Below are 22,925 nucleotides of genomic sequence, written 5' to 3'. Positions count from 1 at the left end.
TAAAGTATGGACGTTGATAAGTTATTGATAGTTCTCAGTTAGCAATTATTGAATATTTGATTATTAAAAACTAAATTCGTTTAGAGTATAATTTATGCACTTGTGTTAAGCCTATTTAAGTATGAAAATAGCCTTAAATCAATGCATTATGTTTAATTTTAGAGAATGACAATTGAAGAAATTAAATTGAACATTAAATGGTGGGAGTCTAAAAGATGGATTTATAATGTTGCTGTTGGACTTTTCGGAATTTTTGCAATTTATGATGGACTATCAAGAGGAGAATACTTTTGGACTATAGACGATACAATCGGAATTATAATTTGGGGTATTGGGGCGAATATTTTTTACTCATTAGGAATTCTATTAGAATTATTTGATTGGTATTATCTGAAAAATAGAATTGGACTGAAAAGGTTTCGAATTTTATTTTTTCTAATAGGACTTTTGTTTAGTTGTTTTTGGACGTTATGGTGTGGTTGGATATATTTTGCTAAACCATATTTATGGTAAATTAGAATAATGAGAGATTTATTAAATCAAATATCTGTGAAGGCCATAGAATTAGGCGATTTTGAGTATACTCAAGAGCAGATTGAAAATATATGGTTAGGAACTAAACCTGCATCTGAAAAGGAAATACAACTCACTGAAAAAAGACTCGAAATTGAGTTTCCAACTGACTATAGAAAGTTTCTATCAATCACAAACGGGTTTTCTGCACCTAATAGTATAGAACCCACTTTTCATCCAATTAATAAAATTGACTATTTAAAAAATATTGATAGTTTCTTAATTGAGGCTTATAGCATTGATGGAATTGAAAATATTGGCAGTGAATTGGAAAAAAGTATAATTATTGGCGGAATAAATGAAGAGCAATATTTTCTTCTAATCCCACCAAATTTATCAAGTCCAAGATGGAAATATTGGAAATTTGCCAATTGGCATCCTGGTGAAGTAGAACATGACAATTTGGAGAGTTACTTTAAGGAAGTTTTACACTTTTTAAATAAATCAATAGAATAAAAATATTATCTATAACTCGAAACAACTAAATTAATAATTGTTTAGGAGGATTCTTAGGCTTTTCTATAATCCTAAAAGCTATAATTACCCAACAATTTTCCCATCAACCATTGTTAACTTTCGATCTGCCATATCGGCTAAATCTTGGTTGTGAGTGACAATGACAAAGGTTTGTTTAAACTCATCTCTAAGCTTAAAGAATAGGTTATGCAATTGCTCTGCGGATTCGCTATCTAAGTTACCAGATGGTTCATCGGCAAAAATGATATTTGGTTGGTTAATTAAAGCTCTTGCTACAGCAACACGTTGCTGCTCACCACCAGACATGCTATTTGGTTTATGATGTATGCGATCTTTTAATCCTAAATAATCAAGCAATTCTATGGCGCGTTTTTCAGCTTCTGCCTTAGGAGTGTTATTTATAAATGCAGGAATACACACATTTTCTAGTGCTGTAAACTCGGGTAACAATTGATGAAACTGAAATATAAATCCAATGTTTTTATTTCTAAACTTGGCTAACGCCTTATCATTAAGCGTTTTTATAGATTGTCCATTAATAACTAATTCGCTATCCGTTTTATAATCTGGTTTATCTAAGGTACCTAATATTTGTAGTAGCGTGGTTTTACCAGCGCCAGAAGCACCTACAATAGAGATAATTTCGCTTTTAGAAATAGATATATCAACGCCCTTCAATACATGAAGATCGTTGTATGATTTATGAATGTTTTTAGCCTTAATCATATTACAAGCGAAAATAACATTTTAATCTCACTAATAATAAAATTTATTAAGCTTGTGTGTAGAAAGGACTACGATTTCTATATGTATTTGCTTGACCACTTTGAGACCTGTCTTTTTTCTTTTTAAAAACACCTTTAATACTGTTATAGTCTATAAAATACTGTAAGCGTACAGAGAATATATGATTCATGTCTTGATCAAACAAATCGCCTAAGCTATTAAAGTAGTTTTCCTCTGAGTTTTCGCCTTGATTAAATAATTGGTTTCTGTATAGTGCTGTTAAAAAACTACCTGGTGCTACTTGCCAAGAATAATTGAGATCTATATTCCAAGTATTAAAGTTTACATTAGAACTATCTAATCCCAATTCCTCAAATGTTTGCGTTTGCTCTATAACGCTTCCATCTTCTTGTAAAAATAAAGGTCTTTTATCATAAGTTACCGTTGACCAAAAATTTCTAAATGTTAATGAAATGGTATGAAAAGGGTTAAACGTGTAACTACCAGAAATACTATTTTCAACTGTTACGATATCTCGTTCTCCAAATATAATTTCACTATCTATTGAGTTAGAGTTGTTTGCATAACCGCGACTTCCTTTATTGTTTTGATAGTAGTACCCATAATTAAGTCTAAATTTATCATTTAAACGCAAGGAAGGTTCAATATTAAATGAGTACCCAAACAAATCACGTTCTCCATCAAAAATAGCAAAGGTATTGGCATTGAGCTCTAATGATAATAGTTTGTTTTCATTGGTTTCAAACCAACCGTTTAAGCTTCCGATGTCTTTATATACAAAGAAGCGTTTATTTTCAAAATCTCTTGGTTCAAAATAGTCGTATTGGTTGCCTAGTTCAAAATTTATTTGACCACCAAACCACATTAACTTTTTGTCTTGTGCGTTAAAATTTATACCAAGATTGGTTCCCGTAAATGTATCGGGTTTATAGAGGTTTCGGTAGTTCACATAAAAATTCACAAAAAAGTTATTAAGCTTTTCTGTAGGTTCAAAAATTCTATAATTAACATCAATGCCATAGTTGCTAAAATTGTTTCTAAAATTAAGTCCTATATCATTAATATCATATTTATCATTAGCAAAGCTATGGTCAAAACTATAGCGAAACTTTCCATGGGATTTACCAACTCTTATAAATGAGCTAAAACCAAATTCGCCATTAACATCAAATTCTGTCTGACTAACTTTTGCTTCAGCGTTAATATTATACGTATTTCTCTTGTTATTGATGTTTGCCACTAAAGCACCAGAATAAGCATCTCTGAATTCGGATCCATTTCTCCAAACACTAGTATTTACAAGACCAATAGAAGAGTTGCCGTTAAACTGTTGGTCTATGACTAAAATGTTATAATTAGTTAAAGGCTCGAGTGTTTGTTGTCTAGTTTCTCCTGTTGTTGTATTTCGAACTCTTACATCTGTTTTTTCTGTTACAGCGTTAAAGATACCTATGCCTAGACCTTTTTTTGTTCTCCCAGAAATTTTCATGGCGTTCAACACGTTAATATTATCTGGTGTGTTAACGATTTCTTCATCGCTATTAATACTTATACTGCCTCTTGGTCTGCCACCAATACGTCTCGAAAAAAACAAATCTCCTTTATTAAATAAGTCAATACCTTCCTTAAAGAATTGTCTTTGTTCTCCAAAAGTTTGCTCAAAAGGGCCAAGATTTAATCTTACATTATCGAAGCCTGCTTGACTAAAATCTGGAATTAATGTAGCATCTAAAGTAAAATTTTCAGTAATACCATATTTTACATCGAGACCAAGTTTGTAGTGCGGTTCATCAAAATTATTAACCACAGTAGAAGCAAAAGGATAAAATAAGAGTCGAGTAGGAGGCTCAATATTTTCTATACCTTTTAATTCACCATGATATTGAGCAGAATACCCTTTTGTTCTATCTAAAGGATTCCATGAGTATTGCGAATTATCTACTCTAAAGCGTCTGTGAAATTGCATGCCCCAAGTTTCTACGTCTTTAGAAAAGCGCAATGCTCTGTAGGGTATTTTCATTTCAACAATCCAACCATCATCTACTATTTTAACTGCACTATCCCAAACTGCAGACCAACCAAAATCCTCACCAATATTTGGGTTAGCAATGGCATCGGCTTGTGTGCCCGAACTAAATACAAAAAATTCGATATCATTTTGAGCATCGTTATTTGGATTTAGAATAATTCCGAAAAAATCGGATTGCCCAAAATTATCTCTACTCGTCAATTGTTTCTGTATATCTTCTGGTTTGTCATACAAATAGGCAGCCACATATATAGCATCATCATCGTATGCCATTTTAACTATAGTTTTCTGATGTGCTTTTGGTAAAACACCCATTTCTGGTCTAAACTGTGTAAAGTCGGTTGCAATTTCTGCTGTTTCCCAAACTTTATCATTTAGCACACCATCGATTTTTGGTGCATTTTCTGTACGTTTAATGTTGAGTGATTTTTTTTCTTCAGGAATTATAACTTCTTCTTGTGCAATTACAAGGTTACAAATGCAAAGGATTCCAAGAAACAAAATAAAACGAAAATTCATAAGCGGTTGATGATTGATGGTTAATTTGATTGATGTATGATGAATTAATTTTTTATAAAGACATTAATGCTTTATCAATGTTACACTTCGAATATTTACAAAACTAAATAGTGTTGACTTGCATTTTTCATAATTAAAAGTTAAAAAGTTTAAGAGATTGTAATTTTACGTGTGGATAGAATGGCAGATTTTACGAATTTGGAATACTTATTGCTATTTATAAACTAGAATAATACTTAAAATTATAAATGAAAAAATATCAGAAACTTATATTAAGCCTTTTATTTGATGCTTTAGGTTATGTGTCTTTAATTTTTCCGCCATTCGATTTTGTTTGGGCGCCATTGTCTGCTTATTTAATGACGAAGCTGTATAAAGGGAGAGAAGGAAAGATAGCGGCAGTTATATCTTTTATTGAAGAGGCTTTACCATTTTTAGATGTTGTACCAACATTTAGTTTAATGTGGTTTTATACCTATGTTATTAAATCGGAGAAAGTTGTTACAAAAGCATAAAAAAAAGCACTCATTTGAGTGCTTTTTTTTAACTGTATTACAAAAGGAATTTATTGAACTGAAATAGAAAATGACACTTCTAAATCTGTACTTCCACCTGCATCTGCAGATGTACCATTGTTTGGTTTAGTAGGTTCGTGTTTTAAAACTATCGTTAAAGAACCTGTACCAGCATCTCCTGTTACTAATGTTGTTTCTATACCGATTGGGTTACCATCTTCATCCATGTCGTCTTTAGAAACAGAAATACCAGAAACGGTAGATGTATAGAAAAACTCATGCTCATCTCCTTCGTCTTCAACTTCTAAAGTGATGTTATCTGCAGGATTTTCTGTTTCATTTAGTAATTCAATTGTACCAGAGTATGTTGTATTGGCTGTTAATGGACCAGAAATAGTGTAAGTGCCATTTGCACCACCTTCGCCATCTAAATCTTGAAACTCTAAAGTCACAACATCTGTTCCGTTAGTAAGCTCATAGGTTACTGTGGTAATAAGCTCTTCTTCATGGTCGTGATCATCGTCATCATCATCACTAGAACAGCTTACTGATACTAAAGTAGATATAAAAAGTAAGGCTAATAATTTTATTGTTTTTAATGATTTAATATTTTTCATAATTTTAATTTATTGTGTTAATAATTGATTTTAATCTTTAAGTTAAAGTTTCTACCTAATTCATCTGAGAAATAACGAAGCCTATTTAAATACTCATTGTACTGGGTATTGAAAATGTTTTCGATATTAAATTCTAATTTTAAAGTTCCTTTTTTAAATGCTTTAAAACTTAACGAACTATTAAAACTAAAAAGAGAATAAGCAGGTGGTGTTGAGCTAATATCTACATAAACATCTTCTTGTAGAATTGGATCAAATGTATAAAAGTTATAATCAGGATATCTATTTTGTTGTAATACAGTTTTATGAATTAAACTAATTGACAAGTCATTTAATTCTTCATTATTATAAGATATACTGTTTGTAAAATTTGTTGAAGGCATATGAATAAGTGGTATATCTTCCGAAAGGTTTTCACCTTTTAAAAGACTTAAACTGCCTTTGTAACCAAACCTATTTGTAATTTTTTTATTGACGTCGATATCAATACCATAAATCTGTGCATTAGTTTGATTGTATTCCCAAACAGGAAATGCACCTCTTATAGTTGTTGTTATACCAATAGGAATTAGTTGTATGTAATCCTTAATATGTTTAAAATAAGGACTAATTGAAAATCCGAAACCTGGATTATTACGCTCTAAAGAAGCTGCGAATTTATGTGCTGTTTCTTTGTTTAGCGTTAATAAACCAGTTTCAATTCTCGCTGCACTATGGTGTAAACCATCACTAAACAATTCTGAAGGGTTGGGTACGCGTGTTGCTAAACCGTAATTAACATATATCGACATGTTGCCTTTTAATTGTTTAGAATAGCCCAAATTGGCAGAAATATTATGAAACGAAAATTCTGGACGCGTTAAAATGTTAGAATTTTCAATAGTATTGGTTTCAAACTCTGGAAATAATTCATCGTAATTATAGGTTTCATTCCAATCTGTTAAATTATAACGTTTTTCGGCTTCGATTCTTGAATAATCATAGCGTATACCTGCATTGATATCAGAAGAATCATTTAAACCATAGTTTCCTATCATATAAACACTAGCTTCATACTTGTCAAAATCCGGAATTAAAGGACTAACACCTGTGCCTGACACAGCATCATTCTGCTGGTAACGCACTAATACACCAGTATCTATTTTAAGATTATCTATATAGTCTATGCGCAAATTAGATTGTAACGAATTTGTAAAAAGCCTAAGGTCAATCACAGGTGTATCTGCTAAATCACCTCTTCTTAAATCAAATTCTTTTCTTCTATTGATTTGCATATCGTATTGTACAGATAGTTTTCCTAATTTCTTGAAACGTTTATAGGCTTCAATTTTTGCAAGATGATGCAAAATGTTTTGTTTAGGATAATCTATATTATACGAGAAATCTTCAATAACGCGTGGTTCTCTGCTGTTAATTGCTGCTACTAAATCGTTAACATTACCAATATGAGACGATTGTAAAATGGCAAACTCGTTATTTACGACACTATAGTAGGCGTCAAAACCTTTTTCAAAACTTCTATAGCCAATATTAGCAGAAGCATTAATGTTTTTTAAGCCACTATTAGTTAAATAATATTCTGGTGCTTTAAAATCACCAAACTGCTTATAACTTGCTTGAATTCTACTATAAAACCCAGATTTAAATGTTTTAACGATTTCAGAATTTATAATACCACCACGACCATTAGAATTGAGAGACAATATAGAACTACCAAATAAACTATCTACAGCTGCGTAATTTCTTGGTTTAATAAGTATTAAACCTCCAATGGCATCACTACCATATTTTAAAGTATTTGCTCCTTTTACAACTGTTATGGAATTGCTAGAATTTACATCAATATTAGGTGCGTGTTCATCTCCCCATTCTTGATCAAACAGACGTACATTGTTATTTACAATTAATAATCTACTACTATGCAAACCATGTATCATAGGCTTTACAATAGTGCTACCTGTATTTAAAGACGAAACACCACTAATAGTATTTAGAGCATCACCTAAGGATTTATCTGTGTAATTTTCTAAAACTTGTTTGTTAATGGCTTGCTCTATACTAGTATGCTCTGTTTTTAAATTAGAGTTAACTACCACTTCTTTGAGCTCTTCTAAATGATGTTCTAAGTAAATTGTCTTAAAAGTATCATTATCTATTTTGTACGAAACTGTTTTAGTTTCGCAGCCCACATGAGTAATCGTTAAAGTAATGGTACCACTACACAGATCTTCTATTTTAAATTTACCATCTAAATCTGAAACTATGTATTTATCTTTTTGTTTAATAAAAATAGTCGCAGAAGCGATAGCAGATTTATCATGAAAATCTTTGAGTTCTCCTAAAAATGTATAATTGCAATTTTGGCTGTAGCTAAAGCAAGATATTGCTAACGCCAAGCCAATTATAAGCTGTTTCATTTAATTTATTTGTTAGTGTGTTTGCATTTGTCAAAATACTACACTAACTGCGGTGGTCCTCTAAGAAATTGTAAAGGTTGCTCATAGTTATTATAAGAAATGTAATAACTTAAGATTTCATTTACATGAGGAACTTTAGATGCTTCTTCGTATTTGTGTAAAGTGAAGAACTGAGATTTTGTAAGCTTAAACTTGTAAAAATCACAATCTAAATCTGACGCATGAAAATGTGTGTCATGGTCTATATCATCATTACAAACAATATGATTATGATGATTAAAAGCATGTGTTAATTTTACAGCAGAAGGCAACAATACAGCGAGTATAACCAAAATGGCTACTCCTTTAAATATGGATGCTATTACTGTTTTAAAATTCAATCTAATAAACGTTTAAGTCCAAATCGTCTTAGCATTTTCTTTTCAAATTCCCAGAAAAATTTAAATTGACCAAAAAGCCATCCAAATGTTACTAAAAGAATTTGATAGAAAATTAGCCCAATAATAATGAATAAAATCCAGTAGAGTATGGGATTTAAGTTTTCTTTAGTAATTCCAATAAATTTAATAATAGGTCGTCCTACATAAAGGGAGGAAGTACCAGTGATGGCAAATACCATAAACACTCTTATCATTTCCCATTTATAATCTAAAATCCACTTTCTTTCGAGTTTTTTAAATATAAATAATGTGAATTTAAGCAATAAGAAAAAAATAGCGATTGCAGCAATTACTATAAAAATTAGTTGGTAAGAATTAAGTAATACTTTTGCTATTTTAAATGAAGAATACCCTAATATTAAAATACCAAAAAAGGGAAATAACAACTGCCAATTATGTTGTATTTCCCAATGTGTTTTAAATTTTTCCATAGCGCAGATTTGCGCTGCAAATTTAATCTAAATCCGTGGAATAAATGATGACAAACGTTGCTTATATTTAATTTGAAAATATAAAAAGTAGTTATAAAGTTTATAATTAACCTCATATCCATAATCTGTATTTGCATCATAGTCTATGCGAAGCTCATATAAATTTGGATCGTAAACCGATGGTTGCATATTCCTTTGGTTCCATGCTTGTACCATAATGATATTTCTAGATTCTAGCCATTGTTGCGAATGAAATCCTTCTGGTCTAGCACTACTAAGTAACCAAGAATTAAAACCTGGTTCAATAATTATAATTTCGTAATCTGATTCGTCACTGCTTATAGAAACCGTATCATTTTCTACAAGGCTATCTTCATTAGCATTATTAATAATTTGCGTTTTATTGTAAGACTTACAACTAGCAATAAGTAATACAATAAAAACAAACGGTAATATCATTCTAATGAATCCATTTTTATGACTCGTAATGGATGCATTTAATAGCTTAGTGGTTTTGTTTTTTAAATTATGTAATAGTGGATTTCTCATAACATTAAAGGTATTAAAATTTTGTGAGTGTTTTTAGTTTTTAATTTTCATTTAACACTACAAATCAATGCTTTAAATAGTGAATATCAAATAACCAATTGGTTAAGTAGCTTTATGAATGAGTAAAGCCTTCGTTATAGGTAGTTAAATCATTATAAAAAAAGTAGAAATAAAAAAAGCAGCTCATTTTAGAGCTGCTTTTCAATAATATTAAAAGAAAATTATTTTCCGAATAAGCCTCCTAAAAGACCACCTAATCCACTTTTCTTTCCGCCACCAAGTACCATACCTGCAACATCATCGATAACGCTACCGTCTCCATCAGCGTCTAATATCTTTTCTAAGAAGCTCTGCTCGTTCTTAGTTTCGCTACCTCCAAGTAAACCTCCTAAAAGACCACCTAAGTCACTTTGAGAGCTTACATTATTTTGGCGCGCTTGTTTACCTAAAACACCCATTAAAATTGGTGCAGCCACTTTTAAAATATTACCTACAGAACCTGCATCTAATCCAGATTTTTGGCTAATTACTTGTTCTACACCTTGTTGTCTTCCTCCTAAAACATGTCCAAGAATTTTAGAGCCATCAGTTTTAACTTCATCGTCAACTCCACCACCAAATAAACCACTAAGGTTATCTAGGATACTACCATCATGTTTGCCATTTAAAGCTCCCATAAGTCCTTGAGCACCTTCTGGAGTAGAAGCGTTACGCTCCATAGCTTTCATAAGTACAGGTAATGCCATAGTTAATACACTACTTGTTTTATTTTGATCTGTTCCTGTAGAACCAGAAACACCACTGATAATAGTTTTTCCTAAGTCACTGTTTAATAAGTCTAAAATTCCTGCCATTTTTATATATAATTAAGATTAATAATTTAAGTTTTTCAAGGTACAAAAAAAGTCCCACGTTAGTAGGACTCATTTTATTTACTTAGGTCACATTTTTAAAAGAACTTTCAAAATTAAACTTTGAAAATCAAATGAAACTGTCATTCCTGCAAAGGCAGAAATCTATCCTAGAATACTAATTATCTGCTCAGCTAGTTCAGTACCAATTCTATCTTGTGCTTCGTTGGTAGCAGCACCAGTATGTGGTGTTAATGATAACGAAGGATTCATTAATAACTGAACTTCTGGCTTAGGTTCTTTTTCATAAACATCTAAAGCCGCTCTAGATACTTTACCATTTTCAATAGCCTTAACAAGTGCTATTTCATTTACAACTCCACCACGAGCTGCATTGGCAATAATAACACCATCTTTCATCTGCTTAAACTCAGCTTCGTCTATTACATAGTCCTTTTGAGCAGGTACGTGTAACGTTAAGAAATCTGCTTGTTTAAGAACATCTTCTTTAGAAATTGTTTTGATTTCAAAATTCACTTTTTGACCATCAAAAAAGTCTAATTGTAAGTCAGCTTTTTCTAAAAACGGATCAAAAGCAACAACTTTCATTCCTGCTCCTAATGCTACTTTAGCTGTAGCCTGACCAATACGGCCAAAACCAAGAACACCTAAAGTTTTACCTTTTAACTCAGTACCTTTTGCGTAAGCTTTCTTTAAACCTTTAAAGTTAGCATCGCCTTCTAATGGCATATCTCTGTTTGAGTTATGTAAGAAACGTGCTAGTCCGTAAAAGTGACCGAATACCAATTCCGCAACAGAATGCGATGACGCTGCTGGTGTATTAATCACATGTAAGCCTTTGCTACGTGCATAATCAACATCGATATTATCCATGCCAACACCACCACGTCCTATAATTTTAAGGCTAGGGCAGTTGTCAATAATATTTTTTCTTACCGTTGTAGCACTTCTTACTAATAACACCGAAATGTCGTTATCGTTGATATAGTTTTCTAATTGCTCTTGTGCCACTGTTGTTGTTAATACTTCATAACCAGCCGCTTCTAAAGCGTCTATACCACTTTGAGAAACTCCGTCGTTTGCTAATACTTTCATTTTAAGTTTAAAAGTTTAAAAGTTTAAAGTTGAAAAGTCAACTCTAAACTTTAAATTAATTTATTTTTTAAGTTAGAGTAAGCACTGCAAACTGCAACTGACTTACTGCAAACTATTTTTATGCTTTACTTTCTAATTCGCTCATAACCTCTACAAGTGCTTTAACACTATCTAAAGTTAAGGCATTGTACATAGACGCTCTATATCCACCAACACTTCTGTGTCCATTGATACCATTGATACCAGCTTCTTTAACCATAGCATCAAATGTTTCCTTTAAATTTTCATTTTCTAAAGTAAAAGTAGCATTCATGTTAGAACGATCTTCTTTTACTGCATAGCCTTTAAATAAAGGATTCAAATCAATTTCAGAATAGATAAGTCTAGCTTTCTTTTCGTTTTCTTCTTCAATAGCCTTAATACCACCTAAATCTTTTAACCATTGCATAGTTAGCATAGACACATAAACTGCAAATACTGGTGGAGTATTAAACATACTGCCTTTGCTGATATGTACTTTGTAATCCATCATAGATGGAATTTTACGAGATACTTTTCCTAAAATATCCTCTTTTACAACAACAAGCGTTGTACCAGCAGGACCCATATTTTTTTGCGCTCCAGCGTAGATTAAATCAAATTGAGAAAAATCTAACTGACGCGAAAAAATATCACTACTCATATCACATACCATTGGTATTGGTGAGTTAGGAAAATTTTTCATTTGTGTACCAAAGATGGTGTTGTTAGATGTACAGTGAAAATAATCGTAATCATCTGGAATATCGTAACCCTTTGGTATATAATTATAATTAGCATTTTTAGATGAACCTACTTCGTAGATATCGTCATATATTTCAGCTTCTTTAATCGCTTTATCTGCCCAAGTTCCTGTGTTTAAATAACCTGCTCTTTTTTCTAAAAGATTTAAAGCGACCATTAAAAACTGAGAACTTGCACCTCCTTGTAAAAACAACGCTTTATAGCCTTTACCTTCAAGACCAAGTAATTCTAGTGCTAAAGACCTTGCGTTTTCCATTACATCTACAAAAGGTTTGCTTCGATGCGATATTTCTAAAAGAGAAAGTCCTTCGTCAAAATTTAATACTGCTGCTGCAGCTTGTTCCATTACAGATTTTGGTAGTACACATGGACCTGCGCTAAAATTATGTTTCTTCATGAAAATTTATTTTAATTTCCTAAAAATCGGAAATCTATTTATGTTTCTATTAAGCAGCTACAAAGGTGCTAATTAATTGGGTATTATTTGTTACGAAAATGATAATTTTTGGGCTATCTTTTTAACAAGAATTCAACAGTATCTGCATTATCCGCATATTCCCAAAGTTGAGGATTTTGGGTTTCACCAAACCTTATTTCATCATCAGAAAATCCATGAGCAACTACACATTGAATTTTGTCGGAATCCGTGAGCAATTTTTTTTGTAAATTTTCAATATAATCGTAATGTTCATAAAACAGCGTGGCGATAGGTGAGGCGTAACTTTCATCTTCCTTTATCATCATAAAACCATTCTCTAGCATATCAAATTCGCTCATTAAATACACGGCTTTGTTGTAGTCGTAATTGTTTGCATATTTTGCTTCATTAATGATAGGATGCCATTTGTAGATGGCATTAAAAAAGGCATCAAAATTATAACCCTTTGGTACAAAGAGTTTTGAAACATTTCTACAGCCCAAACCATAGTATCTAAATATATCATTAGATAAGGCTTCTAATTCTTCGGGTGTTTCGTTACCCGTTAGTATGGCAACAGAATTTCTGTTTTTTCTAATTATTGAAGGCTTATCTTTAAAATAGTATTCAAAATAACGAGCTGTATTATCGCTTCCGGTAGCAATAACTTCATCAAAATCTTCTAGTTTTTGCTCCGTGAATTTTATTTTGCCTTTAAATTCTGGTTCTACAATTTCTAAATACTTAGCTAAAAAGGGGAGAAGGTGCTTATCGTTTGAGGATTGCTTTACTAATACATTATGACCCGTAATAAGCACAGATAAAAAATCATGAAAGCCTACTAATGGAATATTTCCTGCCATAATAATGGCTACTGTCTTTGGGTTTTGTATGTTAAAGTTATACTTGCTCGTCCAAAGGTTAATGTTATTGTTAGTCAATGCTTTAGACCAAGACTCTAAACTAAATAAAATGTTTTTTTCGGTAAACCAACCGTTATGTTCTTTCGCTAATTTTATTTGGTGCTTAAAGCCATCAAAAAACAAATCATTGGCGATAACGGAATCGTCTTTTTCAATGCCATTGGTTGTAAATTGACATAAAAATGCACCTAATTTTGTAAAAGCGTTAATTCTTTGTTGTAAATCCATCTAGTGTTTGGTTATACGATGTTTTGGCTCTATTTTTGCAACTTCATTCATGGATATGAATATAAGTGAATGCAAAATTACATAAACAAAAAGAAATGAGCTGGGTTTAAGTTGTAACTTATACTTAGTTTAAAAGCGAATGCAATAGAAGCGCTTTCTCATTATTAAAAATTGATTAAAAAGATAAAATACTATGGCAATTATAATCACAGACGAATGTATTAATTGTGGTGCTTGTGAGCCAGAATGTCCTAATACTGCTATTTACGAAGGTGCCGACGATTGGCGTTATGCTGATGGTACAAGCCTAAAGGGTAAAGTTGTTTTACCAAGCGGAAAAGAAGTTGATGCAGACGAAACGCAAGAGCCTATAAGCGATGAAGTTTATTACATTGCTCCAGATAAGTGTACCGAGTGTATGGGCTTCCATGAAGAACCGCAATGTGCAGCGGTTTGCCCAGTTGATTGTTGTGTGCCAGATGAAGATGTGGTAGAAACTGAAGAAGAATTATTAGGTAAGCAACGCTTTATGCATCCAGAAGGTTAATTAAATACCTTTTTTATAGATTTAAAATCCTGAGCTCTTCGCTTGGGATTTTTTTTCAACTTATTCTAGCCGCTCTGCAGCTCTTTTCAATATAGCTTTAATATCTTGCTTTAAACTTTCGGGTTCTACAATTTCTGCATAATCTGCAAACATAATGTACCACCTGGCAAAACCATCTTTAAGGTAGGTTGCCATAAAGGTCATTTCTACTTGGTTTCCTATAGTTTTTTCAGAAATAAAACCATGCTTTGCCTTTTGGTTGTTAATATATCTGGCAACAGTTTTATCCACTAAAATCACCACCTTAGTTTTGGGTAGTTCGGTTTGCGATTTGTTGAGATGATCTTCTAAATTGCCATGTGTTTTAGTAAACGGAATTGTTGTTCGTTTTATAGCTAGCATTCTATCGGTTCTAAACTGTCGGTAATCGTTGCGATAGTGGCAAAATCCTAGGAGGTACCAAAAGTTGTTTTCGTGATACAAGCCAACAGGTTCTATATGACGCTCAGAAGGATGCTCACTTTGTAAGGAATGGTATTTTAAAAAAAACTGTTTACGTTCTGCAATGCTTTCAAACAAAATCTCTAAAGCATTAGGCAAATCCTTATTAAATAATTGTTGCGAAGGATCTACAGTGATCTGTGTTTCTAGGGCAGAAATCCAATCTTTTTCACGACCTCTTAATACAGACTTTATTTTTAGCATAGCAGACTCATGGTAACTGCCTAAAGATTTATCCACATAGTTTTGCATCAGTTTTTCTGCAGCTACAAAGCTACTCGCTTCTTCGCGCGTAAACATTACAGGAGGCAAACGGTAACCTTCCATTATAGAATAACCCACACCAGCTTCGCTAATAATCGGCACACCAGAGGCTTCTAAGGTTCTAACATCTCTGTAAATGGTCCGTAGGCTTACATTAAAACTATCCGCTAGTTCTTGTGCCTTAACAATGCGTTTAGATTGTAATTGCACTAGGATGGCAACAATACGGTCGAAGCGTTTAATGGTATCTGTACTCATAATGGCATAACATATCTCCCAAATATAGGATTTAAGATCTATCTGTTTTTTAAAATACGTTTTAAGTTTTGTCATAGCACTACATGTTTTAAATGCTATTGGTTGGTTATTGCAAAGAACTAAAGCCTTGGTGACAACCCATTGTCAGTAGCTATAAAAAATAACTTTTTTAAATTTTAAAGCATTGAAAATAAGCTACTTGAAAATTAAATTCATAATTAAAAATTACTGCTGACATACTGCTGTCACAACCCACTTTTAAATTTGCTTCATAATTAATAACCAAAACATATTTTATCATGGAAAACTCCACAAACATTGCAGTATCACAAGTTATTACACCAGCAGAATTATTAGCACATTGGCAAGGACACAGACGTGTAACGCGCAGAACCATAGAAGCCTTTCCAGAAGATGCTTTTTTTAATCATACCATAGGAGGTATGCGACCATTTGCCAATATGGTGATGGAACTTTTAGCGATTGGAGTACCAGGACTTAAAGAAATCGTAGAAGGCAAACGCGAAGCTTTTAACGAAGACTTTAAGCACGATAACAAAAAAGCCACTTTTTTAAAACTTTGGGACGACACCACAGACGCTATTAATACCTATTGGGCACAATTAAAACCAGAGCAGTTTCAAGAAAACGTCATTTTATTTGGGCAGTACGAAGGCACTGTATGGTCGCAGATTTTCTATTTTATTGAAAACGAAATACACCATAGAGCACAAGGTTATGTGTATTTAAGAGCTTTAGGTATAGAGCCACCATTATTTTATGTGCGCGATTAATTGTATTGAATCTCAGAATAAATGAAAACAGTACTCGTCTTTAAAACCTCTATTTCTAACAACCAAGAGGCAAAGAAATTGCATCCACTTTTAAATAAGCTCATGAAGCAAAGCGATGTCTTTAATTTCGATTTAGAAGATTGCGACAATATTCTTAGAGTAGAAACCAACCATCTACAACCAGAATCGGTGTTGGGCTTATTAGGCATGCACGGTTTTTATTGCGAAGAGTTGCATTAGTTTTAGTCCTTAAAATGTGAAAATCCTGAGTCATTGGCTTGGGATTTTTTATTTTGTAACATTTGCTCATAAAGTGCACTAATACAGTATAACGAATCAATTAAATAGATATGAAAAACAAAGGAAATAAATTGGCCATGAGTATAGCCATGGGAGTGGCTATAGGTACAGCAATTGGTGCTGCAACAAATAATATGGGTTTATGGCTAAGTGTTGGTATTGCTATTGGTGCTGGTCTTGGTAGCGCCATGCATAAAAAAGAGCAAGATTCTAAAGATGATAAGTCTTAAAAATACGTAAAGTTACGTATTGACTTCTTGGTTTTTTAAAAGTAGCTTTGTTTAACTAGTAATATAAGTCTGCAGCTTAGCGTAGCTGAAGTGTTAAAGTGGACTTATATTACTAAAGTTGACAATAATGTGAATAAACCAAGAACTATCAATAAATGAAAGTACTTTTAGATACTAACATAATTATTCACAGAGAAGCGAACAGAGTTGTTGAACACGATATTGGACAATTATTTAATTGGATTGATAAGTTACATTATGAAAAATATATTCATCCAATAACAATATCTGAAATCGATTCCTATCAGAATAAACAAGTAGTTGAGACTTTTTCAATAAAATTAGATAGTTATAATAGAATTAAGCATCAACTTCCCTTTTCGGGAACTGTACAAAATATAAGTGCCGAATTTGACGTAAATGACAATGATATTAATGACACCCATCTGTTAAACGAAATCTATGAAAGCAGAATAGATTTATTAATTACACAGGATAAAAAAATACACGCTAAAGCTTCTAGGCTTGGACTTTCTGACAAAGTATTTAAGATTCAGACATTTCTAGAAAAAGTCACATCTGAAAATCCAGATTTAGTTCAATACAACGTTCTAGCAGTTAAAAAAGCTGACTTCGCAGAAGTGGATATTAATGACAACTTTTTTGATAGCTTCCGAGAAGATTATAATGAATTTGATAATTGGTTTAAATCAAAATTTGACAAAGTTTGTTATGTATGTTACAGCGACAATAATTTAACTGCATTTCTTTACATAAAAGTTGAAGAAAAAACGGAAAATTACTCTGAAATAAAACCAATATTCGACAAGAAAAAAAGACTGAAAATTGGAACTTTAAAGGTAATTAGTAACGGATATAAAATTGGAGAAAGATTCTTGAAAATTGTATTTGATAATGCTATTCAATATAAAGTTGATGAAATATATGTAACTATATTTGATAAAAGGCCAGAGCAAGGTCAGCTAATAGATATGCTTAAAGGTTGGGGATTTGTAGAACACGGAATAAAATCTACAAAAAATGGAGATGAAATTGTTTTAACAAGACCTTTTGGAAAATCGCAACCAATTGAAATTAATAAACCAAAGCTTTCTTTTCCATTTTTTTCGAGAGATACAAGAAAGTATATAATCAAAATAGAACCTCAATATCATACTGAATTATTTCCAGACAGTATTAATACTAGAGAAGACGAAACAAAATATACAGAAAACGAACCACATCGTAATAGAATTGGAAAAGTATATATCTCACATTCTAAAGACAGGCATCTACAACCAGGAGATATCATTATTGTTTACAGAATGGGAGATACAAAGCCGAAAAAATATTCAAGTACAGTAACTTCAATTTGTATTGTAGAAGAAGTAATCGGCGGATTTGCATCTTTTGATGAATTTTATAAAGCCTGTTTCAGAAGAACAATGATTAAAAAGAATGATTTAGAGAAAGACTGGTGGAATAAATATCCCAAATACAGACCTTTTGTTATAAAGTTTCTTTACGCTCACTCTTTTCCGACACCAAAGCCAACGCTTAATGATTTGAACAGAATTGGCGTAATTCCTGACATTATGAATATGCCACGTGGATTTATAGAATTAAATAATAATCAATTTAATAAATTAGTTAATTTTGCTTATAACCGAAAATAAAATATGAAAGTCGTTTTATCAATTAAACCAGAATTTGCCTTTAAGATTTTTGATGGCTCTAAAAAATTTGAATTTAGAAAGGCCATTTTTAAAAATAATAATGTAAAATCTATAATAGTTTATGCATCATCGCCTGTTCAAAAAGTAATTGGCGAATTTGAAATCGGTAAAATCTTCAATAATGACCTCGAAACACTTTGGAACTTGACAAAAGAACATTCGGGAATTACAGAAGATTTTTTTTATGAATATTTTTCGGAGAGAGAAAAAGGATTCGCCATTCAAGTTAAGAATAAGATAAAATATAAAGAACCAAAATGCTTGAAAGCGGATTATAATTTACATCCACCACAATCATTTGCATACGTAAAATAAAACACTATTGCAATAACGTGCTATTTATAGCATACTTGCAAAAGTCCTAGCAGATTTTCTATCTATGATTTGTTTGGTAAATTAGTTGCTTAAAAACGCAACTAACCATACGAAAGACCGATAACCACAACCCTAAATCCCAAACCAATTTATTCCAAAAACTTTTAAACAAACTATTCCACGAATTAACTACATTTGCAATCTCTTAAAAAGAGAAATTAAGTTTAATTAAAAAGAGATTCCTGCTTCCGCAGGAAATTAATATGAAAGCCGGAATAGTAGGATTACCAAACGTAGGAAAGTCAACCTTATTTAACTGTTTATCTAACGCCAAAGCGCAGAGTGCTAACTTTCCGTTTTGTACCATAGAACCTAATATTGGTGTGGTTAATGTACCAGATCCAAGACTTCAAAAACTAGAAGAATTAGTAAACCCAGAACGTGTAATGCCAGCAACGGTAGAAATCGTTGATATTGCAGGTTTGGTAAAAGGAGCTTCTAAAGGTGAAGGTTTAGGGAATCAATTCTTAGCAAACATTAGAGAGACTGACGCTATCTTACACGTATTGCGTTGTTTTGATAACGATAATATTGTCCATGTAGATGGTTCGGTAGATCCTATTAGAGATAAGGAAACCATTGATATGGAATTGCAGTTAAAAGACTTAGAAACGGCTGAAAAGAAGTTAGATAAAGTAAAGCGTGCTGCTAAAACTGGTAATAAAGAAGCGCAAAAAGAAGAAGCAATTCTTAATAAAATTAAAGAGAACTTAGAAGCAGGTGTTTCGGTAAGAGCTTTAGATTTTTCGGAAGAAGATTACGAAGACTACGTAAAACCATCACAGTTTATTACAGACAAACCTGTAATGTATGTATGTAATGTCGATGAAGGTGCTGCCACAACTGGTAATGCTTATGTAGAAAACGTACGCGAGGCTGTTAAAGATGAAAACGCAGAAGTGTTGGTCTTAGCTGTTGGTACAGAAGCCGATATTAATGAGTTAGACGATTACGAAGAGCGTCAAATGTTTTTGGCTGATATAGGATTAGACGAGCCAGGTTCTGCAAAATTAATTAGGTCTGCTTATAAGCTACTTAATCAGCAAACGTATTTTACTGCAGGTGTAAAAGAAGTAAGAGCTTGGACAGTTACCATTGGTGCCACTGCACCACAAGCTGCTGGAGTGATTCATACCGATTTTGAAAAAGGTTTTATTAGAGCAGAGGTAATTGCTTACGATGATTATGTGCAATACGGAAGCGAAGCTAAAGTAAAAGAAGCTGGTAAAATGCGCGTAGAAGGGAAGAACTACATTGTTAAAGATGGTGATGTGATGCACTTTTTGTTTAATGTGTAGAACTGTTTAGGCGTTTAATTGTTTAGTCGTTTATTTGTTTAGGTGTTTATTTGTTTAATTGGTTATTAAGTTGAGTGTTACACTATTTTAATTAAAGTGTTTATTTACATTAAATAAAGACCGCTTTGCTGTTAGAAACAAGACTAGCTTCTGTCATTAGAATGATCAGTTAAATACATATTTGGGATGCTAATTGGATCAATTGAATCAAAGAAATTTCCGCTATTAAATCAGATAAATGATATTTCATTTTTTGGAAGCTGGATTATTTTTATTTGTTCAATGCTTCCGATGTATGGTTTTCAGGCGATAATTCAAGATGTTTTTGGTAGAAATGAAATATTCGATTTAAGCTTTACCTTCTTTTTAAATAATTTATGCTTTCATATTTTTTTAGCTGTAATCTTAGATATTAGGATAAAGTTCTTTTATGTATCATCAATATTGTTTTGTTTAGTCTGTACAATCTTTAACGGCATTAGGCAATATGATAAGATTGTAATGCTATTAAGTTCTTGACCAAGACTTTTAGATTTGTTTGCTTGGCTGTTTATCAAACTGAGCGTAGTGGAAGTATGGCAATCTCTCAATAAAAAGATTCCCACTTTCGTGGGAATTATAATGAGAAATTCCGCAAGGTGCTCTGAGGCATACATCATGCGGAATTTCTACTAACCAACCAAAAAAAATCGTTTTTATCCTCTTGATCGTCTTGAGCTTGATCTTGTAGAACTTTGGTTGCTTTTTCTACTTGAATTAGATCTTGCCTTTACAGACGATGATTGTCTTTTATTTTGAATTGTACTTCTTTGTTTTGAGCTCTGCGACTTCGCTTTGTTATATGTACGAGATTGCGTTGCTTTTGGTTTTCTAACCGAAGTACTTTTTCTACTCTCTACTTTATTAGACACAGTAGAACGTCTTTGGGTCACATTTTTACGAGTACTTCTATTTGGTGTTACCTTATTAGAACGTTGTGTTGTTCTTGTAGGTGTTGTCACTCTTTTATTAGATCTCGTTGTAGCACTTGTGCTTCTAGATGTTCTAGTAGGAGTTGTAACTCTCTTGTTAGAACGCGTTTTTATGGCTTTATCAGATCCACCACGTCTTGTCGTAGTTCTTGTTGTTGTACTGTTACTACGAGATGTTCTTGTAGACGTAGCTCTAGTTTCTTTTAAACGTGTTGCTCTTGTGCTTGCAATTCTTGTATTGTTACGTTGTACACGATCTCTAATACTACGCTCTCTTTTGTTTCTAGGTTTTTGTGCATATCTCTCACTTATTCTTGTTGATACGTTACGTCTAGCAACATGTCCATTTCCACGTCTACCGTTTACATTGTAATATCTTACATTGTTTCTATATGGTCTGTAGTAAATATGTCTAACAGGTGTATAAAACTGTCTGTAAGGATTTACGTTTACAATACATAGGTTTACCGAAGGTACAGCGTAAAATCTGTGCCATGGTCTGTAAACATATACTCTGTTAAAGCTGTTAATGTAGCCATCGTATCTCCAAAATACATTGTTTCTGTAATACACATTTAATCCACCCAATCTTGTTATACGCCCTCTACTGTTGTAGTTAATGAAGATATCTCCTATCTGATTAACACGACCATAAAAATCATAGTATATAGGTGTGTTTTCAATCTGAATAATAGCTCCAAAACTATCGTACTGTACATAAGGGTTGTAATCGTAACCAGAGTTAAAACTCAAAGAAAAACCTGGTGTATTAATTCCTAAGCTTACATCTGGTCCATAATTTGGGATGTAAAAATCGAACTGACCATCTCTATATACTGAGAATTCAATGCCACCTTCTGTAAATATGAAAGAATTACCATAACCTCTCACATAGGTATTAATTGAAGCTTCTGCTTCTGCTGTTGTTGTGTTGGTTGCGAATGCAGTAGTGCTTAAAGCAACTAAACCTGCAAATAAAAATAGAATCCGTTTCATAGTTAAAGGGTTTTAAAATTAATTACTAACTATAAAACAAACAGCGTGCCAAAAAAGATAACTTGTTGATAATCAGTAAAAAATAGGGTGGTATTTTGATAGTTGCTTTTTTCTTCAAATAAAAATCCCGAAGCTTTGGGGAGAGCATTCGGGATTTTAGGATCTCAATATTTAGTTAGGTTAAATCGAGAGTATTTTTCAGCTTTTTAGCTTCTTTTGCTTTTTAAGCTTGCCATTCTTCTTATAATAATAATGGTCGTCATCTACGATATGGTCATTACTCCAATCAATATCATATGTTTCACTACCATAATCTACATTATAACCTTGGTTATTAAAGTTTACATATCCTCTGGTGCCAATAACATCACCATGTCTATTATAAAGTATATGCAATCCACCAACTTGTTTTAATTGATTTCTTCGGTAGCTCATGTAAACAGAGCCAGCACGTTTAATTCTACCTTGTCTGTCGTAGTTAATAAACACATTACCTATTCGTCTTACACGACCTAATCTATCGTGTCTTACTAAAACGCCTCTGTTGCTCACATGGCTTGTAGTGCCTGGTGCTCCGTAAGTTCGGTTGGTGCTACTACGTCTTTGTCTTGTGTTAGAACGTCTGTAGTAATAATTGCCATTGTCTGGGACTGTAGAAAGGACTTCGGTATTAAAATCGAAGCTTCCATCCGGAAAGATTAAAAACTCTACACCACGTTCAATAAACACTATTGGTTCTACAAAACGATAGCGTGCATTGATTAAATCTTCCCCATTTAAAACAGCATCTCCTGCTGTTGTCGCTGTAGCTGATGTTAATCCTAGTAACATCATGCCAAAAAAAAGTACTTGCTTTTTCATAATATATAGGTTTTTAGATTTGCCTCGTCACTAACTCGTTTAGGACTTTAGGCTTACGCTATTGCCTTAGAGATTTTCAATTAACGTGCCAAAATTGTAAACAGCTATTAAACAGAAGATTGCATGTGTTATTCGATTCAATTTTGTAACAATTATGTTGT

24 protein-coding genes are annotated in these 22,925 nt (G+C 32.5%); 10 read left to right on the top strand and 14 right to left on the bottom strand.

Translation table 11 applies throughout. The features are described from left to right. Positions 1 to 165 precede the first annotated feature (165 nt). Both H8K90_RS08910 and H8K90_RS08905 read left to right on the top strand, forming a co-directional pair. Positions 166 to 513, top strand: a complete 348-nt coding sequence (locus tag H8K90_RS08910) for a hypothetical protein (RefSeq protein ID WP_186845611.1) — start codon at positions 166 to 168, stop codon at positions 511 to 513. Positions 514 to 522: 9 nt separating this feature from the next. Further along, on the top strand, positions 523 to 1,029 hold the full coding sequence (locus tag H8K90_RS08905; RefSeq protein WP_186845610.1) for an SMI1/KNR4 family protein: 507 nt from the start codon (positions 523 to 525) through the stop codon (positions 1,027 to 1,029). A gap of 84 nt (positions 1,030 to 1,113) precedes the next feature. On the opposite strand, the gene H8K90_RS08900 is transcribed toward H8K90_RS08905, so the two are convergent. Further along, positions 1,114 to 1,776 (bottom strand): ABC transporter ATP-binding protein, encoded by a 663-nt coding sequence (locus tag H8K90_RS08900; RefSeq protein ID WP_186845609.1) that lies wholly within the window; start codon positions 1,774 to 1,776, stop codon positions 1,114 to 1,116. 46 nt (positions 1,777 to 1,822) lie between these two features. Continuing rightward, on the bottom strand, positions 1,823 to 4,345 hold the full coding sequence (locus tag H8K90_RS08895) for a DUF5916 domain-containing protein (protein WP_186845608.1): 2,523 nt from the start codon (positions 4,343 to 4,345) through the stop codon (positions 1,823 to 1,825). Between the two features lie 248 nt (positions 4,346 to 4,593). On the opposite strand from H8K90_RS08895, the gene H8K90_RS08890 reads away from it, so the two are divergent. Continuing rightward, positions 4,594 to 4,860: a hypothetical protein gene (locus H8K90_RS08890; protein WP_186845607.1), complete on the top strand. Its 267-nt coding sequence runs from the start codon at positions 4,594 to 4,596 to the stop codon at positions 4,858 to 4,860. Positions 4,861 to 4,910: 50 nt separating this feature from the next. On the opposite strand, the gene H8K90_RS08885 is transcribed toward H8K90_RS08890, so the two are convergent. The 9 genes from H8K90_RS08885 to H8K90_RS08845 form a co-directional block, all read right to left on the bottom strand. Further along, positions 4,911 to 5,477, bottom strand: a complete 567-nt coding sequence (locus tag H8K90_RS08885; RefSeq protein WP_186845606.1) for a type 1 periplasmic binding fold superfamily protein — start codon at positions 5,475 to 5,477, stop codon at positions 4,911 to 4,913. 17 nt (positions 5,478 to 5,494) lie between these two features. Continuing rightward, positions 5,495 to 7,894 (bottom strand): TonB-dependent receptor, encoded by a 2,400-nt coding sequence (locus H8K90_RS08880; protein WP_186845605.1) that lies wholly within the window; start codon positions 7,892 to 7,894, stop codon positions 5,495 to 5,497. Positions 7,895 to 7,932: 38 nt separating this feature from the next. Continuing rightward, positions 7,933 to 8,274 carry a hypothetical protein gene (locus H8K90_RS08875; RefSeq protein ID WP_186845604.1) on the bottom strand — a complete coding sequence of 114 codons (342 nt, stop codon included), beginning with the start codon at positions 8,272 to 8,274 and terminating at the stop codon, positions 7,933 to 7,935. After that, a complete protein-coding gene (locus H8K90_RS08870) occupies positions 8,271 to 8,765 on the bottom strand; it encodes a DUF6787 family protein (protein ID WP_186845603.1) in 495 nt (164 codons plus the stop codon). Before H8K90_RS08870 ends, H8K90_RS08875 begins: the two co-directional genes overlap by 4 nt. A gap of 27 nt (positions 8,766 to 8,792) precedes the next feature. After that, positions 8,793 to 9,314, bottom strand: coding sequence for a DUF6146 family protein (locus H8K90_RS08865; RefSeq protein ID WP_315970271.1), 522 nt, complete (start codon positions 9,312 to 9,314; stop codon positions 8,793 to 8,795). A gap of 221 nt (positions 9,315 to 9,535) precedes the next feature. Continuing rightward, complete coding sequence (locus H8K90_RS08860; protein WP_186845602.1) at positions 9,536 to 10,168, bottom strand: DUF937 domain-containing protein; 633 nt, start codon at positions 10,166 to 10,168, stop codon at positions 9,536 to 9,538. Positions 10,169 to 10,330: 162 nt separating this feature from the next. Next, positions 10,331 to 11,281 carry a D-2-hydroxyacid dehydrogenase gene (locus H8K90_RS08855; RefSeq protein ID WP_186845601.1) on the bottom strand — a complete coding sequence of 317 codons (951 nt, stop codon included), beginning with the start codon at positions 11,279 to 11,281 and terminating at the stop codon, positions 10,331 to 10,333. A gap of 118 nt (positions 11,282 to 11,399) precedes the next feature. Next, on the bottom strand, positions 11,400 to 12,461 hold the full coding sequence (gene serC, locus H8K90_RS08850; RefSeq protein WP_186845600.1) for a 3-phosphoserine/phosphohydroxythreonine transaminase: 1,062 nt from the start codon (positions 12,459 to 12,461) through the stop codon (positions 11,400 to 11,402). A gap of 113 nt (positions 12,462 to 12,574) precedes the next feature. Beyond that, a complete protein-coding gene (locus tag H8K90_RS08845; RefSeq protein WP_186845599.1) occupies positions 12,575 to 13,633 on the bottom strand; it encodes an acyl-CoA reductase in 1,059 nt (352 codons plus the stop codon). Between the two features lie 193 nt (positions 13,634 to 13,826). On the opposite strand from H8K90_RS08845, the gene H8K90_RS08840 reads away from it, so the two are divergent. Then, a complete protein-coding gene (locus H8K90_RS08840) occupies positions 13,827 to 14,180 on the top strand; it encodes a 4Fe-4S dicluster domain-containing protein (RefSeq protein ID WP_186845598.1) in 354 nt (117 codons plus the stop codon). Between the two features lie 60 nt (positions 14,181 to 14,240). On the opposite strand, the gene H8K90_RS08835 is transcribed toward H8K90_RS08840, so the two are convergent. Further along, on the bottom strand, positions 14,241 to 15,203 hold the full coding sequence (locus H8K90_RS08835) for a helix-turn-helix transcriptional regulator (RefSeq protein WP_186846185.1): 963 nt from the start codon (positions 15,201 to 15,203) through the stop codon (positions 14,241 to 14,243). A 299-nt stretch (positions 15,204 to 15,502) separates the two neighbouring features. Between H8K90_RS08835 and H8K90_RS08830 the strand changes: the two genes are divergently transcribed. The 6 genes from H8K90_RS08830 to ychF all read left to right on the top strand — a co-directional run bounded on the left by H8K90_RS08830 (position 15,503) and on the right by ychF (position 19,936). After that, complete coding sequence (locus tag H8K90_RS08830) at positions 15,503 to 15,997, top strand: DinB family protein (protein WP_186845597.1); 495 nt, start codon at positions 15,503 to 15,505, stop codon at positions 15,995 to 15,997. Positions 15,998 to 16,018: 21 nt separating this feature from the next. Beyond that, positions 16,019 to 16,237 carry a hypothetical protein gene (locus H8K90_RS08825; RefSeq protein WP_186845596.1) on the top strand — a complete coding sequence of 73 codons (219 nt, stop codon included), beginning with the start codon at positions 16,019 to 16,021 and terminating at the stop codon, positions 16,235 to 16,237. Between the two features lie 110 nt (positions 16,238 to 16,347). Continuing rightward, complete coding sequence (locus tag H8K90_RS08820; protein WP_186845595.1) at positions 16,348 to 16,527, top strand: hypothetical protein; 180 nt, start codon at positions 16,348 to 16,350, stop codon at positions 16,525 to 16,527. Positions 16,528 to 16,682: 155 nt separating this feature from the next. Next, positions 16,683 to 18,203 (top strand): PIN domain-containing protein, encoded by a 1,521-nt coding sequence (locus H8K90_RS08815; RefSeq protein ID WP_186845594.1) that lies wholly within the window; start codon positions 16,683 to 16,685, stop codon positions 18,201 to 18,203. Positions 18,204 to 18,206: 3 nt separating this feature from the next. After that, on the top strand, positions 18,207 to 18,578 hold the full coding sequence (locus H8K90_RS08810) for a hypothetical protein (RefSeq protein ID WP_186845593.1): 372 nt from the start codon (positions 18,207 to 18,209) through the stop codon (positions 18,576 to 18,578). Positions 18,579 to 18,841: 263 nt separating this feature from the next. Beyond that, a complete protein-coding gene (gene ychF / locus H8K90_RS08805; protein WP_186845592.1) occupies positions 18,842 to 19,936 on the top strand; it encodes a redox-regulated ATPase YchF in 1,095 nt (364 codons plus the stop codon). A gap of 695 nt (positions 19,937 to 20,631) precedes the next feature. Here the strand turns inward: ychF and H8K90_RS08800 are convergent. Then, positions 20,632 to 21,903 carry a hypothetical protein gene (locus H8K90_RS08800; protein WP_186845591.1) on the bottom strand — a complete coding sequence of 424 codons (1,272 nt, stop codon included), beginning with the start codon at positions 21,901 to 21,903 and terminating at the stop codon, positions 20,632 to 20,634. A gap of 198 nt (positions 21,904 to 22,101) precedes the next feature. Beyond that, a complete protein-coding gene (locus H8K90_RS08795) occupies positions 22,102 to 22,764 on the bottom strand; it encodes a hypothetical protein (protein ID WP_186845590.1) in 663 nt (220 codons plus the stop codon). Positions 22,765 to 22,925 lie beyond the last annotated feature (161 nt).

Source organism: Winogradskyella echinorum (assembly GCF_014297365.1).
Taxonomy (GTDB): Bacteria; Bacteroidota; Bacteroidia; order Flavobacteriales; family Flavobacteriaceae; genus Winogradskyella; species Winogradskyella echinorum.
Note: the sequence above shows the minus strand (reverse complement) of the source record. Positions and strands in the feature narration are given on the sequence as shown.